Origin of the sequence: Stenotrophomonas sp. CASM114, from assembly GCF_049384325.1 — a bacterium.
In the GTDB taxonomy this organism is placed as follows: Bacteria; Pseudomonadota; Gammaproteobacteria; order Xanthomonadales; family Xanthomonadaceae; genus Stenotrophomonas; species Stenotrophomonas muris.
In genome coordinates this window covers 60724-76840 of sequence record NZ_JBMRGJ010000021.1, presented here as the reverse complement: position 1 = coordinate 76840, position 16117 = coordinate 60724, and the positions used below count along the sequence as shown (strand labels likewise).

The window sequence follows — 16117 nt, the reverse complement described above, 5'->3', positions numbered from 1 at the left end:
CGCGTCACCGTCCCAGGTCATGAAATTGCCGGCCAGCGGCCGGCACGACCGCAAGGCGTGCTCAGATCGACTCGCCGAAGGCCTTGGCCAGATTGCGGTAGGCCTTCTTCTGCGCCTCGTCGGTCGCGGCCGGGGCCACGATCTCGATTTCAACGATCTGGTCGCCGTCCGGGCTGCCCGGCAGGCCGCGGCCACGCAGGCGCAGTTTGCGGCCGGCATCGGAGTCGGCGGGGATCTTCAGCTCCACCGCACCGCCCAGGGTCGGCACGCTGATGCTGGTACCCAACGCGGCCTGCCAGGGCGTGACCGGCAACGTATAGAGGATGTTGCGGCCGTCGACCTCGAACTGCGGATGCGCGGCGTACTCCACTTCCAGCAGCAGGTTGCCGCCATGGTTGCCCTGCCCTGCCAGGCGGATCACCTGGCCCGGACGGATGCCCTTGGGCACGCGCACGTCCAGCTGCTTGCCGTTGACGGTGATGCGCAGGCTGTCGCCGCTGTAGGCCGCTTCCAGCGGGACCGACAGCTTGGCGCGGGTGTCGCGGTTGGGTGCGTGGCCCTGGCTGCTGAAGCCCGGGCCCGGACCGGCACCGCCACGCTGGCGCGCGAACAGGCTTTCGAAGAAGTCGCTGAAGCCGCCGTTGGGGCCACCACCGCCGAATACTTCCTCGAAATTGAAACCGCCGGCGCCGCCGTAGTTCGGCGGCACGTTGAACTCCTCGCCCGGGCGATAGCCCTGCGCGCGCAGCTGGTCGTAGGCTGCGCGCTTTTCCGGATCGCGCAGCGCCTCGTAGGCCTCGTTGACCGCCTTGAACTTGTCTTCGGCCCCGGCCTCCTTGCTGACGTCCGGGTGGTACTTGCGTGCCAACCGGCGGTAGGCGGTCTTGATCTCCGCCTCGCCCGCGCTCGGTTCCACCCCCAGGGTGGCGTAGTAATCCTTGAATTCCATCCAGCTACCTCGATCTGCTTCGGCCGCGCCGGTGGCGCCGCCCCGGGTTCATTCTACGCGCCGGCGATGCTACGCCGCCCCTCGTGCGGCCCCGGTGAGGCCGACTGATCCTGCGCAATGCCGCTGCCATCCCGATGCCCCAGGCTGTGGCTGGAAGCCCCCGCCGCAACGCCTGAAGATGGGGCCTGCACACGGGTTTTCCAATGTCTTGACGCCCCTGTCCCATCCGGCCCACTAGCCTGCCCCAGCAAGGAGTTCCCCATGACCATCCATGTCGGCGACCACATTCCGGAAGTGACCCTCAAGCGCATCCGCGAGGGCATCGAAACACTTGATACGCATTCGCTGTTCGACGCCCGCAAGGTCGTCCTGTTTGCGGTGCCCGGCGCGTTCACCCCCACCTGCTCGGCCCGCCACCTGCCCGGCTACGTCGAAAAATTCGAGGCCTTCCGCCAGCGCGGCATCGATGTCTACTGCATGGCGGTCAACGACCCGTTCGTGATGAAAGCCTGGGCCGCCGACCAGAAGGTGCCCGACGGCCTGCTGATGCTGTCCGACGGCAATGCCGAGCTGACCCGCGCGCTCGGCCTGGAGCTGGATGCCAGCGCCTCGGGCATGGGCATGCGCTCGCGCCGCTTCGCGCTGTACGTGGTCGATGGCGTGGTGCGTGCGGCCTGGATCGAGCAGCCGGGCCAGTTCGAGGTGTCTTCCGCCGAGTACGTGCTGGAGCACCTGCCTACCTGATTCCCCACCGCAGAAGGAAACGGCCAGCAATGTCCAGCAAGCCAGCCAAAGCCAGCAAGCCCGCCGCCGGGATTCCCGGCATCAGTGACCGTCAGACCCTGCGCGAGCGTGCCCGGCACAACATCGAAGACGGCGCGATCACCGACAGCTACAGCGCCGACCGCAAGGTGGTGATCAAGCTGCTCAACGATGCCCTCGCCACCGAGTACGTGTGCGTGCTGCGCTACTACCGGCACTATTTCATGGCCAAGGGCATGCTGGCCGACGCGGTCAAGGCCGAGTTCCTTGAGCATGCACAGCAGGAACAGGCGCACGCCGGCAAGCTTGCCGAGCGCATCGTCCAGCTTGGCGGCGAGCCGGATCTGAACCCGGATACGCTGACCACGCGCTCGCATGCCGAATACAAGGAAGGCAGCGACCTGCGCGACATGGTGCGCGAGAACCTGGTGGCTGAACGGATCGCCATCGACAGCTACCGCGAGATGATCAACTTCATCGGCGACCGCGATACCACCACCAAGCGCATCCTTGAAGAGATCCTGGCGCAGGAGGAAGAACACGCCGACGAGTTCGCCGACCTGCTGGACGGGTGGATCGGGGAATAGCGGCCCCGCAAACGCCTTGGTAGATGCCCACCTTGGTGGGCGCATTTATCGCGTGCCAACCAAGGTTGGCACCTACCAGAGCACGGATGCGTCGGGTCGACGGGCCATTCCCAGCACCTATCGCAGGACGTTGAACCGCACCTGCGTCCACGCGCCGTCGGCTGCCAGCGCGGTCAGGGTGTGTGCGCCCGGATCGGCGAACTCGCGCTGCATCAGCTGCGCGCCGTGGGTCTGTGCAATCCAGCGTCCATCCAGCAGCCAGTCCACCGCCTGCTCGCTGCCCAGCGCGCGCAGCTGCAGGCGCACGCCGTGCTCGGAATTCGGCGCGCGCGCCAGCGTGGCGCCGTCATTGAGCCCGTCCACGTGCAGCGCGACGCTGGCCTCACGCCCGTCGTCGCGGCAGTCCGGCGACAGCGCCGGCAGCTGCGAAGCCTCGCGCGTGGCCTTCGGCAGCCACGGCGACAACAACGCCGGCCAACGCGCGATCTCCCGCGTGACTTCCTGATGCGGCAAACGGCAATCAGCGGATACACGCAGACCGGTCCGCGCGTCGGCCAGGTAACGCTGCCGCCCCGGCTGCCAGCGCCGCGCCTCGCGCTCGGGGAAGGTCGGCGGTGCCGCACCGTCCAGCAGATAGGCCGACATCCGCCGCTGGCACAGCGCCGCTGGCAGGCCCTCGGCACGTTCGCCGGTGGGCCAGCAGACGTCCTCCTGGCTGACACTGGCCGGCATCGGTGCAGCAGCTGAATCACCGCGCTGGCGCGGCAGGCTGTCCACCACCTCGAACATCAGCGGCAGCGCGGTCACCGCGCCGTACTGGCCCGGCAACGGGGTACCGTCCGGCCGCCCCACCCACACGCCCACGGTGTAGTGGCGGGTGCTGCCGATCGCCCACGCATCGCGGTACCCGTAACTGGTGCCGGTCTTCCACGCCACGCGCGGGCGGCCACCGACATCGAACGTCCCGACGCTATACCCCGGCCGCGGATTCGATTCCAGCATCTCGCGCACGATCCAGCTGGCGCCCGGCGAGGCCAGGCGACGCTCGATCATCGGTTCGTCATCGGTGTAGCGCACGCGCCCGGCGATGCCGTTGCGGTTGAGCGCTGCGAACGCACCGACCAGATCTTCCAGCCGCGCACCGGTGCCGCCCAGGATCAGCGACAGATTGGGTGTACTGCCCGGCGGGAAGCGCAACTGGATGCCGGAGTGCGACAGGCGTGCGGCGAAGCGCGCCGGACCGACCCGCTGCAGCAGGTCCACCGAGGGCACGTTGAGTGACAGCCGCAGCGCGCTGGAGGCACCAATCGGCCCATTGAAAGCCATGTCGAAGTTGCCGGGGCGGTAGCTGCCGAAACTCTGCGGCGCATCGACCAGCAGGCTTTCCGAGTGGATCAGGCCATCGTCCAGCGCCATGGCATACAGGAACGGTTTGAGCGTGGAGCCCGGCGACCGCCAGGCCTGCACCATGTCCACGTGGCCCAGCCGCTGCCGGTCACCGAACGCCAGCGTGCCGACATAGGCTCGCGCCTGCAGGGTCTGGTTGTCGACCACCAGCAGGGCGGCCGAGGTGCGTTCGGGCAGCGTCGAGAAATAGCTGGCCACGCGTTCTTCCAGCGTGCGCTGCAGGCCGATGTCGATGCTGCTCTGGATGCGTGCCTGGCCCGGATGCGCCGAGTGCAGGCGCTGCGCCAGCAGCGCGGCGTGCAGCGGCGGGCGCAGCGAGCGCGCCACCACGTTCTCGATGCGCGCGTCTTCCACTTCGTCCGCCGTCCACACGCCCAGCTCGTTCATGCGGGACAGCACCTTGTCGCGCGCCTTCTGCGCCGCTTCCGGATGACGGTCCGGGCGCAGCCGGCTCGGCGCCTGCGGCAGCACCGCCAGCAACGCGGCCTCGGCATGCGACAGCTGCGCCGCCGGCTTGCCCAGGTAGGCCCAGCTGGCCGCTTCCACCCCCTCGATGGTGCCGCCGTAGGGCGCGCGCTCCAGATACAGGGCCAGGATCTGCTGCTTGCTCAGGTGCACTTCCAGCTGCACCGCGCGCAGCATCTGCTTGAGCTTGCCCCACGGCGTGCGCGTATGCGGATCGAGGATGCGGGCGACCTGCATGGTCAGGGTCGAGCCACCGGAAACGATGCGGCCGCCACGCAGCAGCTGGCCGCTGGCACGCAGGATCGCCAGCGGGTTGATGCCCGGATGCCGCCAGAACCAGCGGTCTTCATAGGTCAGCAACGCCTGCAGGTACAGCGGCGAGACGCTGTTGATCGAAGCCGGGTAGCGCCACACGCCCTCGGCATCGGCGAATGCACGCAGCGGCGTGCCGTCGGCAGCCACCACCAGGGTGCTGGTATCACGCTGCTTCGGCAGCGGTGGCGGGAAGGCGAAATCCAGCACCAGCAGCAGCACCAGCGTGGCGGCCGTACCCCAGCGCAGCCAGGGCCACAGCGGCTGCAGCCAGCGGCGCAGGGCCGCCAGCCAGATCGGCATCGTGTTGTTCATTGCAGGTTGCCGGCAGGACGGGCCGCGCCGTCGCGGCCCGTCCGCGCGGTCACGGCTGTACCACCGTGATCGTGGTCGGGTTGCTGCGGCCGACGCCGCGCAGCTGCGGCCGGTACATGTCCTCCACCAGCGGCGGCGGCACCGAGTAGGTTCCCGGCGTCACCGCGCGTACCAGGTAGAACACGTTGGCCTTGCTGCCACGCGAGAGCTTCAGCGCGGCCACATAGCGGTCATCGCGGAACTCCTCGTGCTTGGTGTCGGCGGCCTCACCACGGTCGCTGATGGTGATGCCATCGACCACCACGTCGGCCCACTGCTTGGCATCGCCCAGGTTGAAGTTCTCGATCTCCAGGCCCGCCGGCAGCAGGTCGGTCAGCAGTGCATCGGGCATCGTGGTGTCAGCGGTGACGGTGACGCGCACGATCAGTGCTTCGCCTTCCTTCAGCGGGCGCGGCGACCACGGCTTGCCATCGGTGCCGTAGTAACTGCGCTCGACGCCCAGCACGCTGTTGTCCGGTGCCGGTGCGCTGCGCGGGATGCCGGCCACATCGATGCTGGCGAACATCGGCGGCTGCCCCTGCGGGGTGAAGCGCACGCCGCTGGCCAGCTCACTGGCGCTGAAGTTGCGGCCGAACAGCTTGCGCTCGCCGATGGCTTCGGTGCTGCCACCGATCACCAGCTCACCGGCCACCAGCGCCTTCTGGTTGGCGGCCAGGGCCTTGCCGAGGCGGGCAATCGCCACCTGTTCCTGCGTGCTCAGCCACATCCAGCCGGCATTGCGGCGCGCATCCAGGCCACGGCCAAGATCCACCGCACGCGCATCCCAGGCGGGCTTGGCCAGCTTGTTCTCGTGGGTCAGCGCGATCATCAGCGCGTCATCACGGATCGCACTGCCGTAGTCGCCGAAGTACGACGGACGTTCACTGCTGGACTTGGCGAAGGCCGCCGCCAGCGCGGCCTGGCCACGCTTGGCATCACCCTGCAGCGACAGCGCCACGCCCAGGTGGACCAGCGACAGGCCACCGACCGCCTTGCTGCGCTCGTTGTCGTACAGCGTGCGCAGGGTACCCAGCGGTGCACGGTTGACCCGGGCCAGCACGTAACCCGAATACGCCTGGTTGGCGAACTTCAGCTTCTCGCGATCCTCCTGGCCATAGAACTGATTGCCGCCGGACAGCAGATCCTCGCTGAGCCGGTTGAGCGCCTTCTGCAGCACGTTGTCGGGCACGGCGAAGCCGGCGTCCTTGGCATCAAGCAGGAACTCGGTGATGTACGGGGTCAGCCACGGATTGACGTAGCCGTCGTCACCCCACATCGAGAAGTTGCCATTGGCCACCTGCATCGACGCCAGGCGACCGAACGCACCTTCCATGCGCTCTCTACGGGTCTTGGCATCCAGGCCGTCGGCACCGAGCATCGACGACGTCGCCTGGTCCAGGATCAGCGCGGCATAGCCCTTGCTGGTGGTCTGCTCGGCACAGCCATACGGGTAGTTCAGCGCGCCCTGCAGTGCACTGGCGAACGGGATCGGCGGCAGCGGGCTGACCAGCAGGCGGGCATTCACCGACTCTGCCATCAGGCCATCGGTCAGGCTGTTGTCGAGGCTGACCGCGGCCAGCGGATCGAGTGTGCGCACCTGCGAACGCAGCACCTGCGGCCACGCCGCACGCACCGGCAGGTCGTAGCGGCGATCAGCCTTGAAGCCGTTGCCGTCCACCCGCACCCGCACCTTGGCCACGCTGTGGCCCTCGCGAGCCGACAACGGGAAGCTCAGCGTGGTCTTGGCATCGGCATTCAACTGCACGCTGCGGCTGCCCTCACCCAGGTTCAGCGGGCCCTCGCTTTCCACCTTGACGTTGAACTGCCCCGGCTTGCCGGTGAAGTTCTGCACGTCCAAGGTCACGGTGCTGCGGTCGCCCGGGGCCAGCACGCGCGGCATGCTGGCTTCGGCCAGGATCGGGGCGCGCACGATGGTTTCCACGTCACGCTTGCCGTACTGGTCATCGCTGTAGACCAGCGCGGACACGCGCAGGGTGCCGTTGAAGTCCGGCACCTTCAGGCGGATGCGGGCATTGCCCTTGGCATCGAGCTGCACCGGGCCGGAGAACAGGTCCACGGTCTGCACGCGCGCGGTCGGGCGCTTGGCCTGCGGCAGTGCCTGCAGCGCCATGTCGCCGCCGAACTTCAGCTTGCCGCTGCCACCATCGAAGCTCTCGATCACCCGGCTGTAGATGTCATAGGCATCGATACCGAGGCGACGCTGGGCGAAGAAGTGCGCGCCGGCGTCGGGCACCGGGAAACGGGTGATGTTGAGGATGCCCACGTCCACCGCCGAGACGGTCACGTGCGCGGCCCTGCCGGCCAGCTGCGGTGCGCTGACCGTTACCGGCAGGTCCTGTTCCGGCCGCATCTGCTTGGGCGCGACCAGGCCGACGGCCACGGTTCGGCCCTTGCGGTCCATCGGCACATGCACCACGCCCACGGCGCGGGCCGGGGTGATCTTGCTCGGCGCACTGCCGCCGCGGAACACCAGCGCGGTGATGTAGACGTCGTGGCGTTCCCAGTCGGCGGTGACCGGGATCTTGAAGGTCGAGCCCGGCTTGGCCTCGATGTCCTGCACATACAGCATGCGGTCGGTCTCGACCATCAGGATGCCCTTGCCGGCGTGCGGCGGGGTCACCGTCACTTCCAGGGTGTCACCGGCCTTGTAGCCGGTCTTGTCCAAGCCCAGCTTGACCTTGTCCGGGCGTGCATCCAGGCCACGGTTGTCATCGCCCCAGCTCCAGCCCGCACGGAACGGGTAGCGGCTGGTCAGTCCGGTGGACGGATCGAACACGTCCACCCGGTACTCGCCCCACTCCACCGGGAAATCAAAGGCAACCGCACTGCTGCCGGAATCGACGGTGCGGGTTTCCTTGTTCTCGAAACGGCGGGTGAAATCGTAATCCCAGCGGTTGTCGTTGAAGGTCCAGTGGTAGTCGCGCAGTTCCCGTACCAGGGTGATCTTCAGGCCCTTGGCTGGCTGCGGTGTGCCGGCGGCATCCACGCGCATCAGTTCGAAGCGTGCGTTGCCGTTGGAATCAGCACCATCGTCGGGGTTGAACAGCGGCCGCACGCCGACCAGCGCGTTGGCCGGCCACATCACCCGCTTCAGGGTACGGGTGACCGTGCGGCCACCGGTTTCATACAGGCTGCCGGACAACACCACGGCGATCGGTGCCTTGGCCTTGGCCGCCTCTTCCGGCAACGCCACATCCTCACGCAGCTGGCCATTGGCCCGCAGCGTGGTATCGATCACGTCCTTGGCCTCGCGCGGCAGCTGCAGGGTCGGGTCACCGAAGAAATAGCCCGGCAGGCCCTCCACCGGCTTCTGCTCGGCAGCCACCGCCATGCGCGCAGTGAAGCGGTTGCCATCGGCCGGCGCGCCGTACAGATAGGCGCCGTTGGCCTGCAGGCGCAGGTCCTCGCCCGGCTTCAGCGTCTTCTGCGCGCTGTCCAGGTCCAGCTTCATGCGCTCGGGCAGGAACTCCTCGATGCGCAGGGTCATGCCCTGGATCGCTTCCTTGCTGGCCGGGTCGGTGCGGAACTCGACCTGCCAGCGCCCGGTCGGCGCCTCGGCGGGGATCACCTGCTCGAAGTTGATGTAGCCCTGGTCGCCCGGCTGCAGGCGGGTCTCGCGGAAGGTCTTGCCGTCGGGCTGCTTCAGGCGCAGGAACACCGGTTGTGCCTTGACCGGCTTGCCGTCGTTGTCGCGCAGCAGCGCGGACAGGCGCACGGTCTCGCCCGGGCGGTACAGGTCGCGGCCGGACCAGGCGTAGACGTCGAACCAGGCGTTGTCACGACCGGCCACGGCGAACTCACTCAGGTCCAGCGCCGGCTGGTTGAACGGCAGGAAGCTGGTGTCCTTGCCACTGCTGGCGACCAGCACGTGGGTGGCATCCAGGGTGTAGTTCAGCAGCGCATTGCCGTTGCCGTCGGTGCTGCCCTTCAGCACCACCTCACCCTTGGCGTCGAGCACGCGCAGGTCGATGCCCTTCAGCGGCGCACCGTCCTTGAGGCCGGCGGTGTGCACGAACAGCTTGTCCTTGTAGGCACGGGTATGCAGGCCGATGTCGCTGACCGAGAAGAACGCGGTATCGAACTCGCCCTCGTAGTCACCGGTGCGCTTGAGCAGGGCGAAGTACAGGCCCGGCTCCTGCAGTTCCTTGATGTCCTGGGTCGGCAGGTAGGTCAGCACCCGCTCGTTCTGTTTGCCACCCAGGATGAAGCGGTTGACGTAGACCGGCTCGGCCAGCTTGTTGATCGGGCTGCGCTCGTAGTCGCTGCTGAGCTCCCAGCTGCCACGGCGGCCGCCGCGCTGGTACTGGCTGAAGAAGGTCGGCAGGTCCTTCTCGCGCACGCGCAGGAACTCGACGTCGACCTCCGGCACGTTCACCGAGACCACCGGCAAGCCGCGGCTGTCCTTGGCCGGCAGCACGCTGCCCTGCGAGGCGAAACCGACCACCGGCTTCAGCTCGCCGCTGAACACCTTCTGCTTCAGTTCCTTGCCCAGCCGGCTGCCGTCGGCGGCCAGCAGGTCCGGCGAGACCACCAGGCTGAACTCCTTGCCGGCCTCGACGAACGGGTAACGCAGGGTCAGGCCGTCATCGGACAGGGTCCAGCTGCTGTCCTCGGTGCCGACCTTCTCTTCGAAGCGAACGAGTTTGTCGAAATCCTGGGTGCCGACCAGCGGGCGCGAGAACTCCAGCGCCAGCGACAGGCCGTCATTCTTCTGGTCCGGGTAGGCACGCAGCAGGGTGAATTCCTTCACCTGCTCGGCCTTGGTGGTGATGGCTTCACCACTGGCCTTGGGCAGCTGCCCGCTGTCATTGCGGCAGCCGGCCAGCCCCAGCAACAGGCCTCCTGCCAGTACGGCCGCCGCCCATCCCCACCGCTTCCGCCGTGCCGGACCGCTCATGTCGTCACTCCTTGATCGAGGCGGCCATTATAGGCAGGCCACGTCAAGGTGTTGACGCAAATCCGGCAATTGCCGCGGTGCGGGTAGTGCCGGCCGCTGGCCGGCAGTCTCGGTAGCCGCCGACCTTGGTTGGGATTGGGCCCATGCCAACCAAGGTTGGCACCTTACCCAAGCGGATCGAGCCACGTGCCCGGCAAGCAGGCGCGGTGTCAGATCCGGTGAAGCGTCCCCTACCCCGGCAGGTACAGGTCCACGTAGTCGGTCACCGGCATCGCCGCCAGCGCCACCGGATCCAGCGATGCGGCCAGGATGCGCTGCTGCTGGGTGGTCGGGAAGCGATGGGCCAGGTGCCGGCGGAACTTGTCCATCAGCAACGGGATGCCCTCCTCGCGTCGGCGCGCGTGGCCCAGCGGGTATTCCACCAGTACCTCGGGCAGCTCAGTGCCGTCGCTGAAGCGCACGCTCAGGCCGTTGGCGATGCTGCGCTTGTCCGGGTCCAGGTAGTCGGCGCTGAGCTGCGGATCCTCGTGACAGGCCATCTTCGCGCGCAGTGCGTCGATGCGCGGGTCGGCGGCAACGTCGTCCTCGTAGTCCTGGGCCACCAGCCGCCCATGCAGCAGCGCGATGGCGACCATGTACTGCACGCAGTGGTCGCGGTCGGCCGGGTTGTGCAGCGGCCCCTGCTTGTCGATGATGCGGATGCAGGCTTCCTGGGTGCGGATGGCGATGTGCGCGATGTCCTCGACCCGACGCCCCATCGCGCGCAGCTGCTGATGCAGCGTGATCGCCGCCTCCACCGCGGTCTGGCCATGGAACTCGGCCGGGTAGCTGATCTTGAACAGCACGTTTTCCATCACGTAGCTGCCCAGCGGTCGCTCCAGCGTCAGCGCCTTGCCCTGCATCGATACCGCTTCAAAACCCCAGGTCGGCGCGCTCAACACACTGGGATAGCCCATCTCGCCACTGGCCGCCATCAGCGCCAGGCGCACGCCACGGCTGGTCGCATCGCCGGCCGCCCAGCTCTTGCGCGAGCCGGTGTTGGGCGCGTGCCGGTAGGTGCGCAGCGCCTGGCCATCGACCCAGGCCAGCGACAGTGCATTGAGCATGCGTTCGCGATCCAGGCCGAGCAGCTGCGCAACCACGGCGGTGGTGGCCACCTTGACCAGCACCACGTGGTCCAGCCCGACCCGGTTGAAGGAATTCTGCAGGGCCAGCACGCCCTGGATCTCGTGTGCCTTGATCATCGCCAGCAGCACGTCATGCAGGGTCGGCGCTGGGCGATGCAGGGCCTGCGCGTTGCGCCCCAGCCAATCGCAGACAGACAGGATGCCGCCCAGATTGTCCGACGGGTGGCCCCATTCGGCGGCCAGCCAGGTGTCGTTGAAATCCAGCCAGCGCACCATCGCGCCCAGGTTGAAGGCGGCCTGCACCGGGTCCAGCACGTAGTGCGTACCCGGCACGCGCGCCCCGTTGACCACGCTGATACCCGGCACCAGCGGACCGAGCAGCTTGCTGCAGGCCGGGAAGGACAGCGCTTCCAACCCGCAGCCCAGCGTGTCGAGCAGGCAGTAGTGCGCGGTCTGGAAGGCCAGGGGGGAGTCGATGCGCGCGTCGCGTACGTAATCGACGATGTCCACCAGCAGCGCATCCCACGCTGCACGCTCGTTGGATGGGGTGTGGCTGTCAGACATCGTCGATCTCCTCTTCAGAGCTCAGGCCGCGCCTCCCGGTAGTCGCCAACCTTGGTTGGCGCTGGACGTTGCCCGGGCGGTGCCAATGCCATGCCAACCAAGGTTGGCATCTACCGAAGCATGTGATGCCAGCGCCGACCGGCTGGTTATTCGGCCGGCACCCGCACCTTGCCTTCCATCAATACGCGGGCGCTGCGGCTCATGATGGCCTTGGTCACTGTCCACTGGCCGTCAACAAGGCCGGCCTGCGCACCCACGCGCAGCGTGCCGGAAGGGTGGCCGAAGGTCACCGCTTCGCGTTCACCACCACCGGCCGCGCGATTGACCAGCGTGCCCGGAATCGCCGCCGCCGTGCCGATCGCCACGGCGGCGGTGCCCATCATCGCGTGGTGCAGCTTGCCCATCGACAACGCCCGCGCGTGCAGGTCGATGGCCGAGGCCGGAATGGCCTTGCCGCTGGAGGACACGTAGTCCTGTGCCGGCGCCACGAAGGCCACCTTCGGCGTGTGCTGGCGGGTGGCCGCATCTTCCAGGTTCCTGATCAGACCCATGCGCAAGGCGCCGTAGGCGCGGATCTTCTCGAAGCGCTCCAGCGCCCCCTTGTCCTCGTTGATCGCAGGCTGCAGTTCGGTGCCGGTGTAGCCCAGGTCGGCCGCATTGAGGAAGATGGTCGGAATGCCGGCGGTGATCATGGTCACCTCAAAACTGCCGACGCCCGGCACGTCCAAGGTGTCGACCAGGTTGCCGGTCGGGAACATCGCGCCCGCATCGCCGTCATCGGACGGATCGATGAACTCCAGCTGGATCTCGGCGGCCGGGAAGGTCACGCCATCCAGCTCGAAATCGCCGATCTCCTGCACCTCGCCATCGCGCATCGGCACGTGGGCGATGATGGTCTTGCCGATGTTGGCCTGCCAGATGCGCACGGTGCACAGGCCATCGCGCGGCACCCGGGCCGGATCGATCAGCCCATTGGCGATCGCGAACGGACCCACTGCCGTACTGAGGTTGCCGCAGTTGCCGCTCCAGTCGACGAAGGCGGTGTCGATCGAGACCTGGCCGTACAGGTAGTCCACATCGTGGTCCGGCACCGAGGCGGTGGAGATGATCACGCACTTGCTGGTGCTGGAGGTGGCACCGCCCATGCCGTCGGTCTGCTTGCCATACGGATCGGGCGAGCCGATCACGCGCATCAGCAGCGCATCGCGCGCGGCGCCCGGCACCTGAGCGGCTTCGGGCAGGTCCTGCAGGCGGAAGAACACGCCCTTGCTGGTGCCGCCGCGCATGTAGGTGGCGGGAATACGGAGTTGCGGGAGGAAGGTCATCGTCGAATCCACGCGTTTGAATTTCAGGAAATGTCTTGCATCAGTGCGTCAAGACCACGATCAACGCACCACACACGCATGATGTCCACGCGGTCCGGTAGATCGAGGTAATAGACGAGGTAGCGTTCGAAGCCCGGAACCAGCATGAACCGCAACGGCACCGGCAGCTGTGCTGCGAGGTCGGCGTGCCGGGTGGAAGCCGAGCCTGGAAACACCGCGATGCGTTGAAGCGTGGTCTCCAACTCGGCGAGAAAGCGCCGACCCAGTACCAGCCCACCCTGCCGTGCAAACCACAGTGCGGCATCGGCTGCGTCGGCTTCGGCCCTTGGCCGCCATTCAATCGCCTTCACGCTCCATCCTTTCGGTCAGTTCGCGACGCATGCGCTCGAATGTGTCGGCCGTCACCGCGACGCCTGGACCAGAAGCCAGCCCCTCGGCTATCAACTGCTTGAGCAGCTCTTCGGCCTTGCTGCGCTGGCGCTGGCGGATCAGGTCACGCACGTAGTCCGACGTACTGGAGTAGCCGCCTTCACGCACTTCCTCGTCCACGAACTGCTTGAGCGGGTCGGTCAGCGAAATGTTCATGGTGGCCATGAGACTCTCCATTGGCAGTTTTTGCCAAGTCAGTGTGCGCCCTGCCCGGGTGTCGGACAAGCCGCCCCCGGCCTCCGGGGGCAGGCATTCAGGCCGGTATCACGCCACCCTGGCGCCTTCCAGGAAATCCTGGGCGAAGCGCTGCAGCACGCCACCGGCTTCGTAGATCGCCACTTCCTCGTCGCTGTCCAGGCGGCAGGTCACTGGCACGATCACGTCCTGCCCGTCGCGGCGGTGGATGACCAGGGTCAGGTCGGCGCGCGGGGTGCGCTCGCCGATCACGTCGAAGGTCTCGGTACCGTCGATGCCCAGGGTCAGGCGGGTGGTGCCCGGCTTGAACTCCAGCGGCAGCACGCCCATGCCGATCAGGTTGGTGCGGTGGATGCGTTCGAAGCCTTCGGCCACGATCGCTTCCACACCGGCCAGGCGCACGCCCTTGGCGGCCCAGTCACGCGAGCTGCCCTGGCCATAGTCGGCACCGGCGATGATGATCAGCGGCTGCTTGCGCTCCATGTAGGTCTCGATCGCTTCCCACATGCGCATCACCTTGCCTTCCGGCTCCACGCGCGCCAGCGAACCCTGCTTCACGCTGCCATCGTCGTTGCGCACCATTTCATTGAACAGCTTCGGGTTGGCGAAGGTGGCGCGCTGTGCGGTCAGGTGGTCACCGCGGTGGGTGGCGTAGGAATTGAAGTCCTCTTCCGGCAGGCCCATCTTCGCCAGGTATTCGCCGGCGGCACTGGACGCCAGGATCGCGTTGGACGGCGACAGGTGGTCGGTGGTGATGTTGTCCGGCAGCACCGCCAGCGCACGCATGCCCGACAGTGTGCGCTCACCGGCCAGTGCGCCCTCCCAGTACGGCGGACGGCGGATGTAGGTGCTCTGCGGGCGCCAGTCGTACAGCGGGCTGACCGCCGCGCCATGCTCCACGCGCACGTTGAACATCGGGTTGTAGACGCGGCGGAACTGCTCGGGCTTCACCGAGGCCTTCACCACCGCGTCGATCTCGGCATCGCTCGGCCAGATGTCCTTCAGGCGCACCTCGTTGCCATCGGCATCCAGGCCCAGCACGTCCTTCTCGATATCGAAGCGCACGGTGCCGGCGATGGCATAGGCGATCACCAGCGGCGGCGACGCCAGGAAGGCCTGCTTCGCATACGGGTGGATGCGGCCATCGAAGTTGCGGTTGCCCGACAGCACGGCCGTGGCGTACAGGTCGCGATCGATGATCTCCTGCTGGATGGCCGGATCCAGCGCGCCGCTCATGCCGTTGCAGGTGGTGCAGGCGAAGGCGACGATGCCGAAGCCGAGCTTTTCCAGGTCCGGCAGCAGGCCGGATTCTTCCAGGTACAGCTGCACCGCCTTCGAGCCCGGCGCCAGCGACGACTTCACCCACGGCTTGCGCAGCAGGCCACGTTCGTTGGCCTTGCGCGCCAGCAGTGCGGCAGCGATCACGTTGCGCGGGTTGGAGGTGTTGGTGCAGCTGGTGATGGCGGCGATGATCACCGCGCCGTCGGGCATCAGGCCCTGCGCCTGCTCGGCCCTGCCCGCTGCCAGCTTGGCTTTGTCGGCGATGCCGCGCTCGGCCAGCTCGGCAGTGGCCACGCGCTTGTGCGGGTTGGACGGGCCAGCCATGTTGCGCACCACGCTGGACAAGTCGAAGCGCAGCACGCGCTCGTACTGCGCGGTGGCCAGGTCATCGGCCCACAGGCCGGTGGTGCGCGCATAGTTCTCCACCAGCGCCACCTGCGATTCCTCGCGGCCGGTCAGGCGCAGGTAATCGATGGTCTGCCCGTCGATATAGAACATCGCGGCGGTGGCGCCGTATTCGGGGCACATGTTGGAGATGGTGGCGCGGTCACCGATGGTCAGTGCCGACGCCCCCTCGCCGAAGAATTCAAGATACGCACCCACCACGCGTTCCTTGCGCAGGAACTCGGTCAGTGCCAGCACCACGTCGGTGGCGGTGATGCCCGGCTGCGGCCTGCCGGTCAGCTCGACGCCGATGATATCCGGCAGGCGCATCCACGACGCGCGGCCCAGCATCACGTTCTCCGCTTCCAGGCCGCCAACACCAATCGCGATCACGCCCAGCGCGTCCACGTGCGGGGTGTGGCTGTCGGTGCCCACGCAGGTATCCGGGAAGGCTACGCCGTCCTGCACGTAGATCACCGGCGACATCTTCTCCAGGTTGATCTGGTGCATGATGCCGTTGCCCGGCGGAATCACGTCCACGTTCTGGAACGCCTGCTTGGTCCAGTCGATGAAGTGGAAACGGTCTTCGTTGCGGCGATCCTCGATGGCACGGTTCTTCTCGAATGCCTGCGGATCGTAGCCACCGCATTCCACCGCCAGCGAGTGATCGACGATCAACTGCACCGGCACCACCGGATTGACCTTGGCCGGGTCGCCGCCCTTGTCGGCGATCGCATCACGCAGGCCGGCCAGGTCCACCAGCGCGGTCTGGCCGAGGATGTCGTGGCACACCACGCGTGCCGGGAACCACGGGAAGTCGAGGTCGCGACGGCGCTCGATCAGCTGCTTCAGCGAATCGCCGAGCGTGGCCGGATCGCAGCGGCGCACCAGGTTCTCGGCCAGCACGCGCGAGGTGTACGGCAGGGTGGCATAGGCGCCGGGCTGGATCGCATCGACAGCGGCGCGCGCGTCGAAATAGTCCAGCGCGCTGCCGGGGAGGTTCTTGCGGTAATCGGTATTCATGGGCTGGCGGAGTGCTTGGGGCGGGCCGGGTGCCG

10 protein-coding genes are annotated in these 16117 nt (G+C 67.4%); 2 read left to right on the top strand and 8 right to left on the bottom strand.

Annotation, left to right across the window (positions count from 1 at the left end):
* Nucleotides 1–61: 61 nt before the first annotated feature.
* Nucleotides 62–949, bottom strand: coding sequence for a DnaJ C-terminal domain-containing protein (locus tag VG566_RS16985; protein ID WP_012511838.1), 888 nt, complete (start codon nucleotides 947–949; stop codon nucleotides 62–64).
* Nucleotides 950–1210: 261 nt separating this feature from the next.
* On the opposite strand from VG566_RS16985, the gene VG566_RS16980 reads away from it, so the two are divergent.
* Both VG566_RS16980 and VG566_RS16975 read left to right on the top strand, forming a co-directional pair.
* The gene (locus VG566_RS16980) at nucleotides 1211–1693 is read left to right on the top strand and encodes a peroxiredoxin (RefSeq protein WP_142235294.1); all 483 of its coding nucleotides are present in this window, start codon (nucleotides 1211–1213) and stop codon (nucleotides 1691–1693) included.
* 29 nt (nucleotides 1694–1722) lie between these two features.
* Entirely contained in the window at nucleotides 1723–2298 is a 576-nt protein-coding gene (locus tag VG566_RS16975; RefSeq protein ID WP_014648036.1) for a ferritin-like domain-containing protein, read from the top strand.
* A 117-nt stretch (nucleotides 2299–2415) separates the two neighbouring features.
* On the opposite strand, the gene pbpC is transcribed toward VG566_RS16975, so the two are convergent.
* The 7 genes from pbpC to acnD form a co-directional block, all read right to left on the bottom strand.
* Nucleotides 2416–4797 carry a penicillin-binding protein 1C gene (gene pbpC / locus VG566_RS16970; protein WP_241884299.1) on the bottom strand — a complete coding sequence of 794 codons (2382 nt, stop codon included), beginning with the start codon at nucleotides 4795–4797 and terminating at the stop codon, nucleotides 2416–2418.
* A 49-nt stretch (nucleotides 4798–4846) separates the two neighbouring features.
* Nucleotides 4847–9754, bottom strand: a complete 4908-nt coding sequence (locus tag VG566_RS16965) for an alpha-2-macroglobulin family protein (protein WP_241884298.1) — start codon at nucleotides 9752–9754, stop codon at nucleotides 4847–4849.
* Between the two features lie 230 nt (nucleotides 9755–9984).
* Complete coding sequence (locus VG566_RS16960; RefSeq protein WP_014648039.1) at nucleotides 9985–11445, bottom strand: bifunctional 2-methylcitrate dehydratase/aconitate hydratase; 1461 nt, start codon at nucleotides 11443–11445, stop codon at nucleotides 9985–9987.
* Between the two features lie 146 nt (nucleotides 11446–11591).
* Complete coding sequence (gene prpF / locus VG566_RS16955) at nucleotides 11592–12770, bottom strand: 2-methylaconitate cis-trans isomerase PrpF (RefSeq protein WP_032957093.1); 1179 nt, start codon at nucleotides 12768–12770, stop codon at nucleotides 11592–11594.
* 23 nt (nucleotides 12771–12793) lie between these two features.
* Nucleotides 12794–13120: a type II toxin-antitoxin system RelE/ParE family toxin gene (locus tag VG566_RS16950; RefSeq protein ID WP_241884297.1), complete on the bottom strand. Its 327-nt coding sequence runs from the start codon at nucleotides 13118–13120 to the stop codon at nucleotides 12794–12796.
* A complete protein-coding gene (locus VG566_RS16945; protein ID WP_032957090.1) occupies nucleotides 13107–13364 on the bottom strand; it encodes a type II toxin-antitoxin system ParD family antitoxin in 258 nt (85 codons plus the stop codon). Before VG566_RS16945 ends, VG566_RS16950 begins: the two co-directional genes overlap by 14 nt.
* 99 nt (nucleotides 13365–13463) lie before the next feature.
* Nucleotides 13464–16082 carry a Fe/S-dependent 2-methylisocitrate dehydratase AcnD gene (acnD, locus tag VG566_RS16940; RefSeq protein WP_241884296.1) on the bottom strand — a complete coding sequence of 873 codons (2619 nt, stop codon included), beginning with the start codon at nucleotides 16080–16082 and terminating at the stop codon, nucleotides 13464–13466.
* Nucleotides 16083–16117: the final 35 nt, after the last annotated feature.

Bases quoted from the DNA above. Each gene is read 5' to 3' on its own strand.
- VG566_RS16975 (WP_014648036.1), top strand. From the start codon at position 1,723: ATGTCCAGCAAGCCAGCCAAAGCCAGCAAGCCCGCCGCCGGGATTCCC.
- prpF (WP_032957093.1), bottom strand. From the start codon at position 12,770: ATGACCTTCCTCCCGCAACTCCGTATTCCCGCCACCTACATGCGCGGC.
- VG566_RS16965 (WP_241884298.1), bottom strand. From the start codon at position 9,754: ATGAGCGGTCCGGCACGGCGGAAGCGGTGGGGATGGGCGGCGGCCGTA.
- VG566_RS16945 (WP_032957090.1), bottom strand. From the start codon at position 13,364: ATGGCCACCATGAACATTTCGCTGACCGACCCGCTCAAGCAGTTCGTG.
- acnD (WP_241884296.1), bottom strand. From the start codon at position 16,082: ATGAATACCGATTACCGCAAGAACCTCCCCGGCAGCGCGCTGGACTAT.
- pbpC (WP_241884299.1), bottom strand. From the start codon at position 4,797: ATGAACAACACGATGCCGATCTGGCTGGCGGCCCTGCGCCGCTGGCTG.
- VG566_RS16985 (WP_012511838.1), bottom strand. From the start codon at position 949: ATGGAATTCAAGGATTACTACGCCACCCTGGGGGTGGAACCGAGCGCG.
- VG566_RS16980 (WP_142235294.1), top strand. From the start codon at position 1,211: ATGACCATCCATGTCGGCGACCACATTCCGGAAGTGACCCTCAAGCGC.
- VG566_RS16960 (WP_014648039.1), bottom strand. From the start codon at position 11,445: ATGTCTGACAGCCACACCCCATCCAACGAGCGTGCAGCGTGGGATGCG.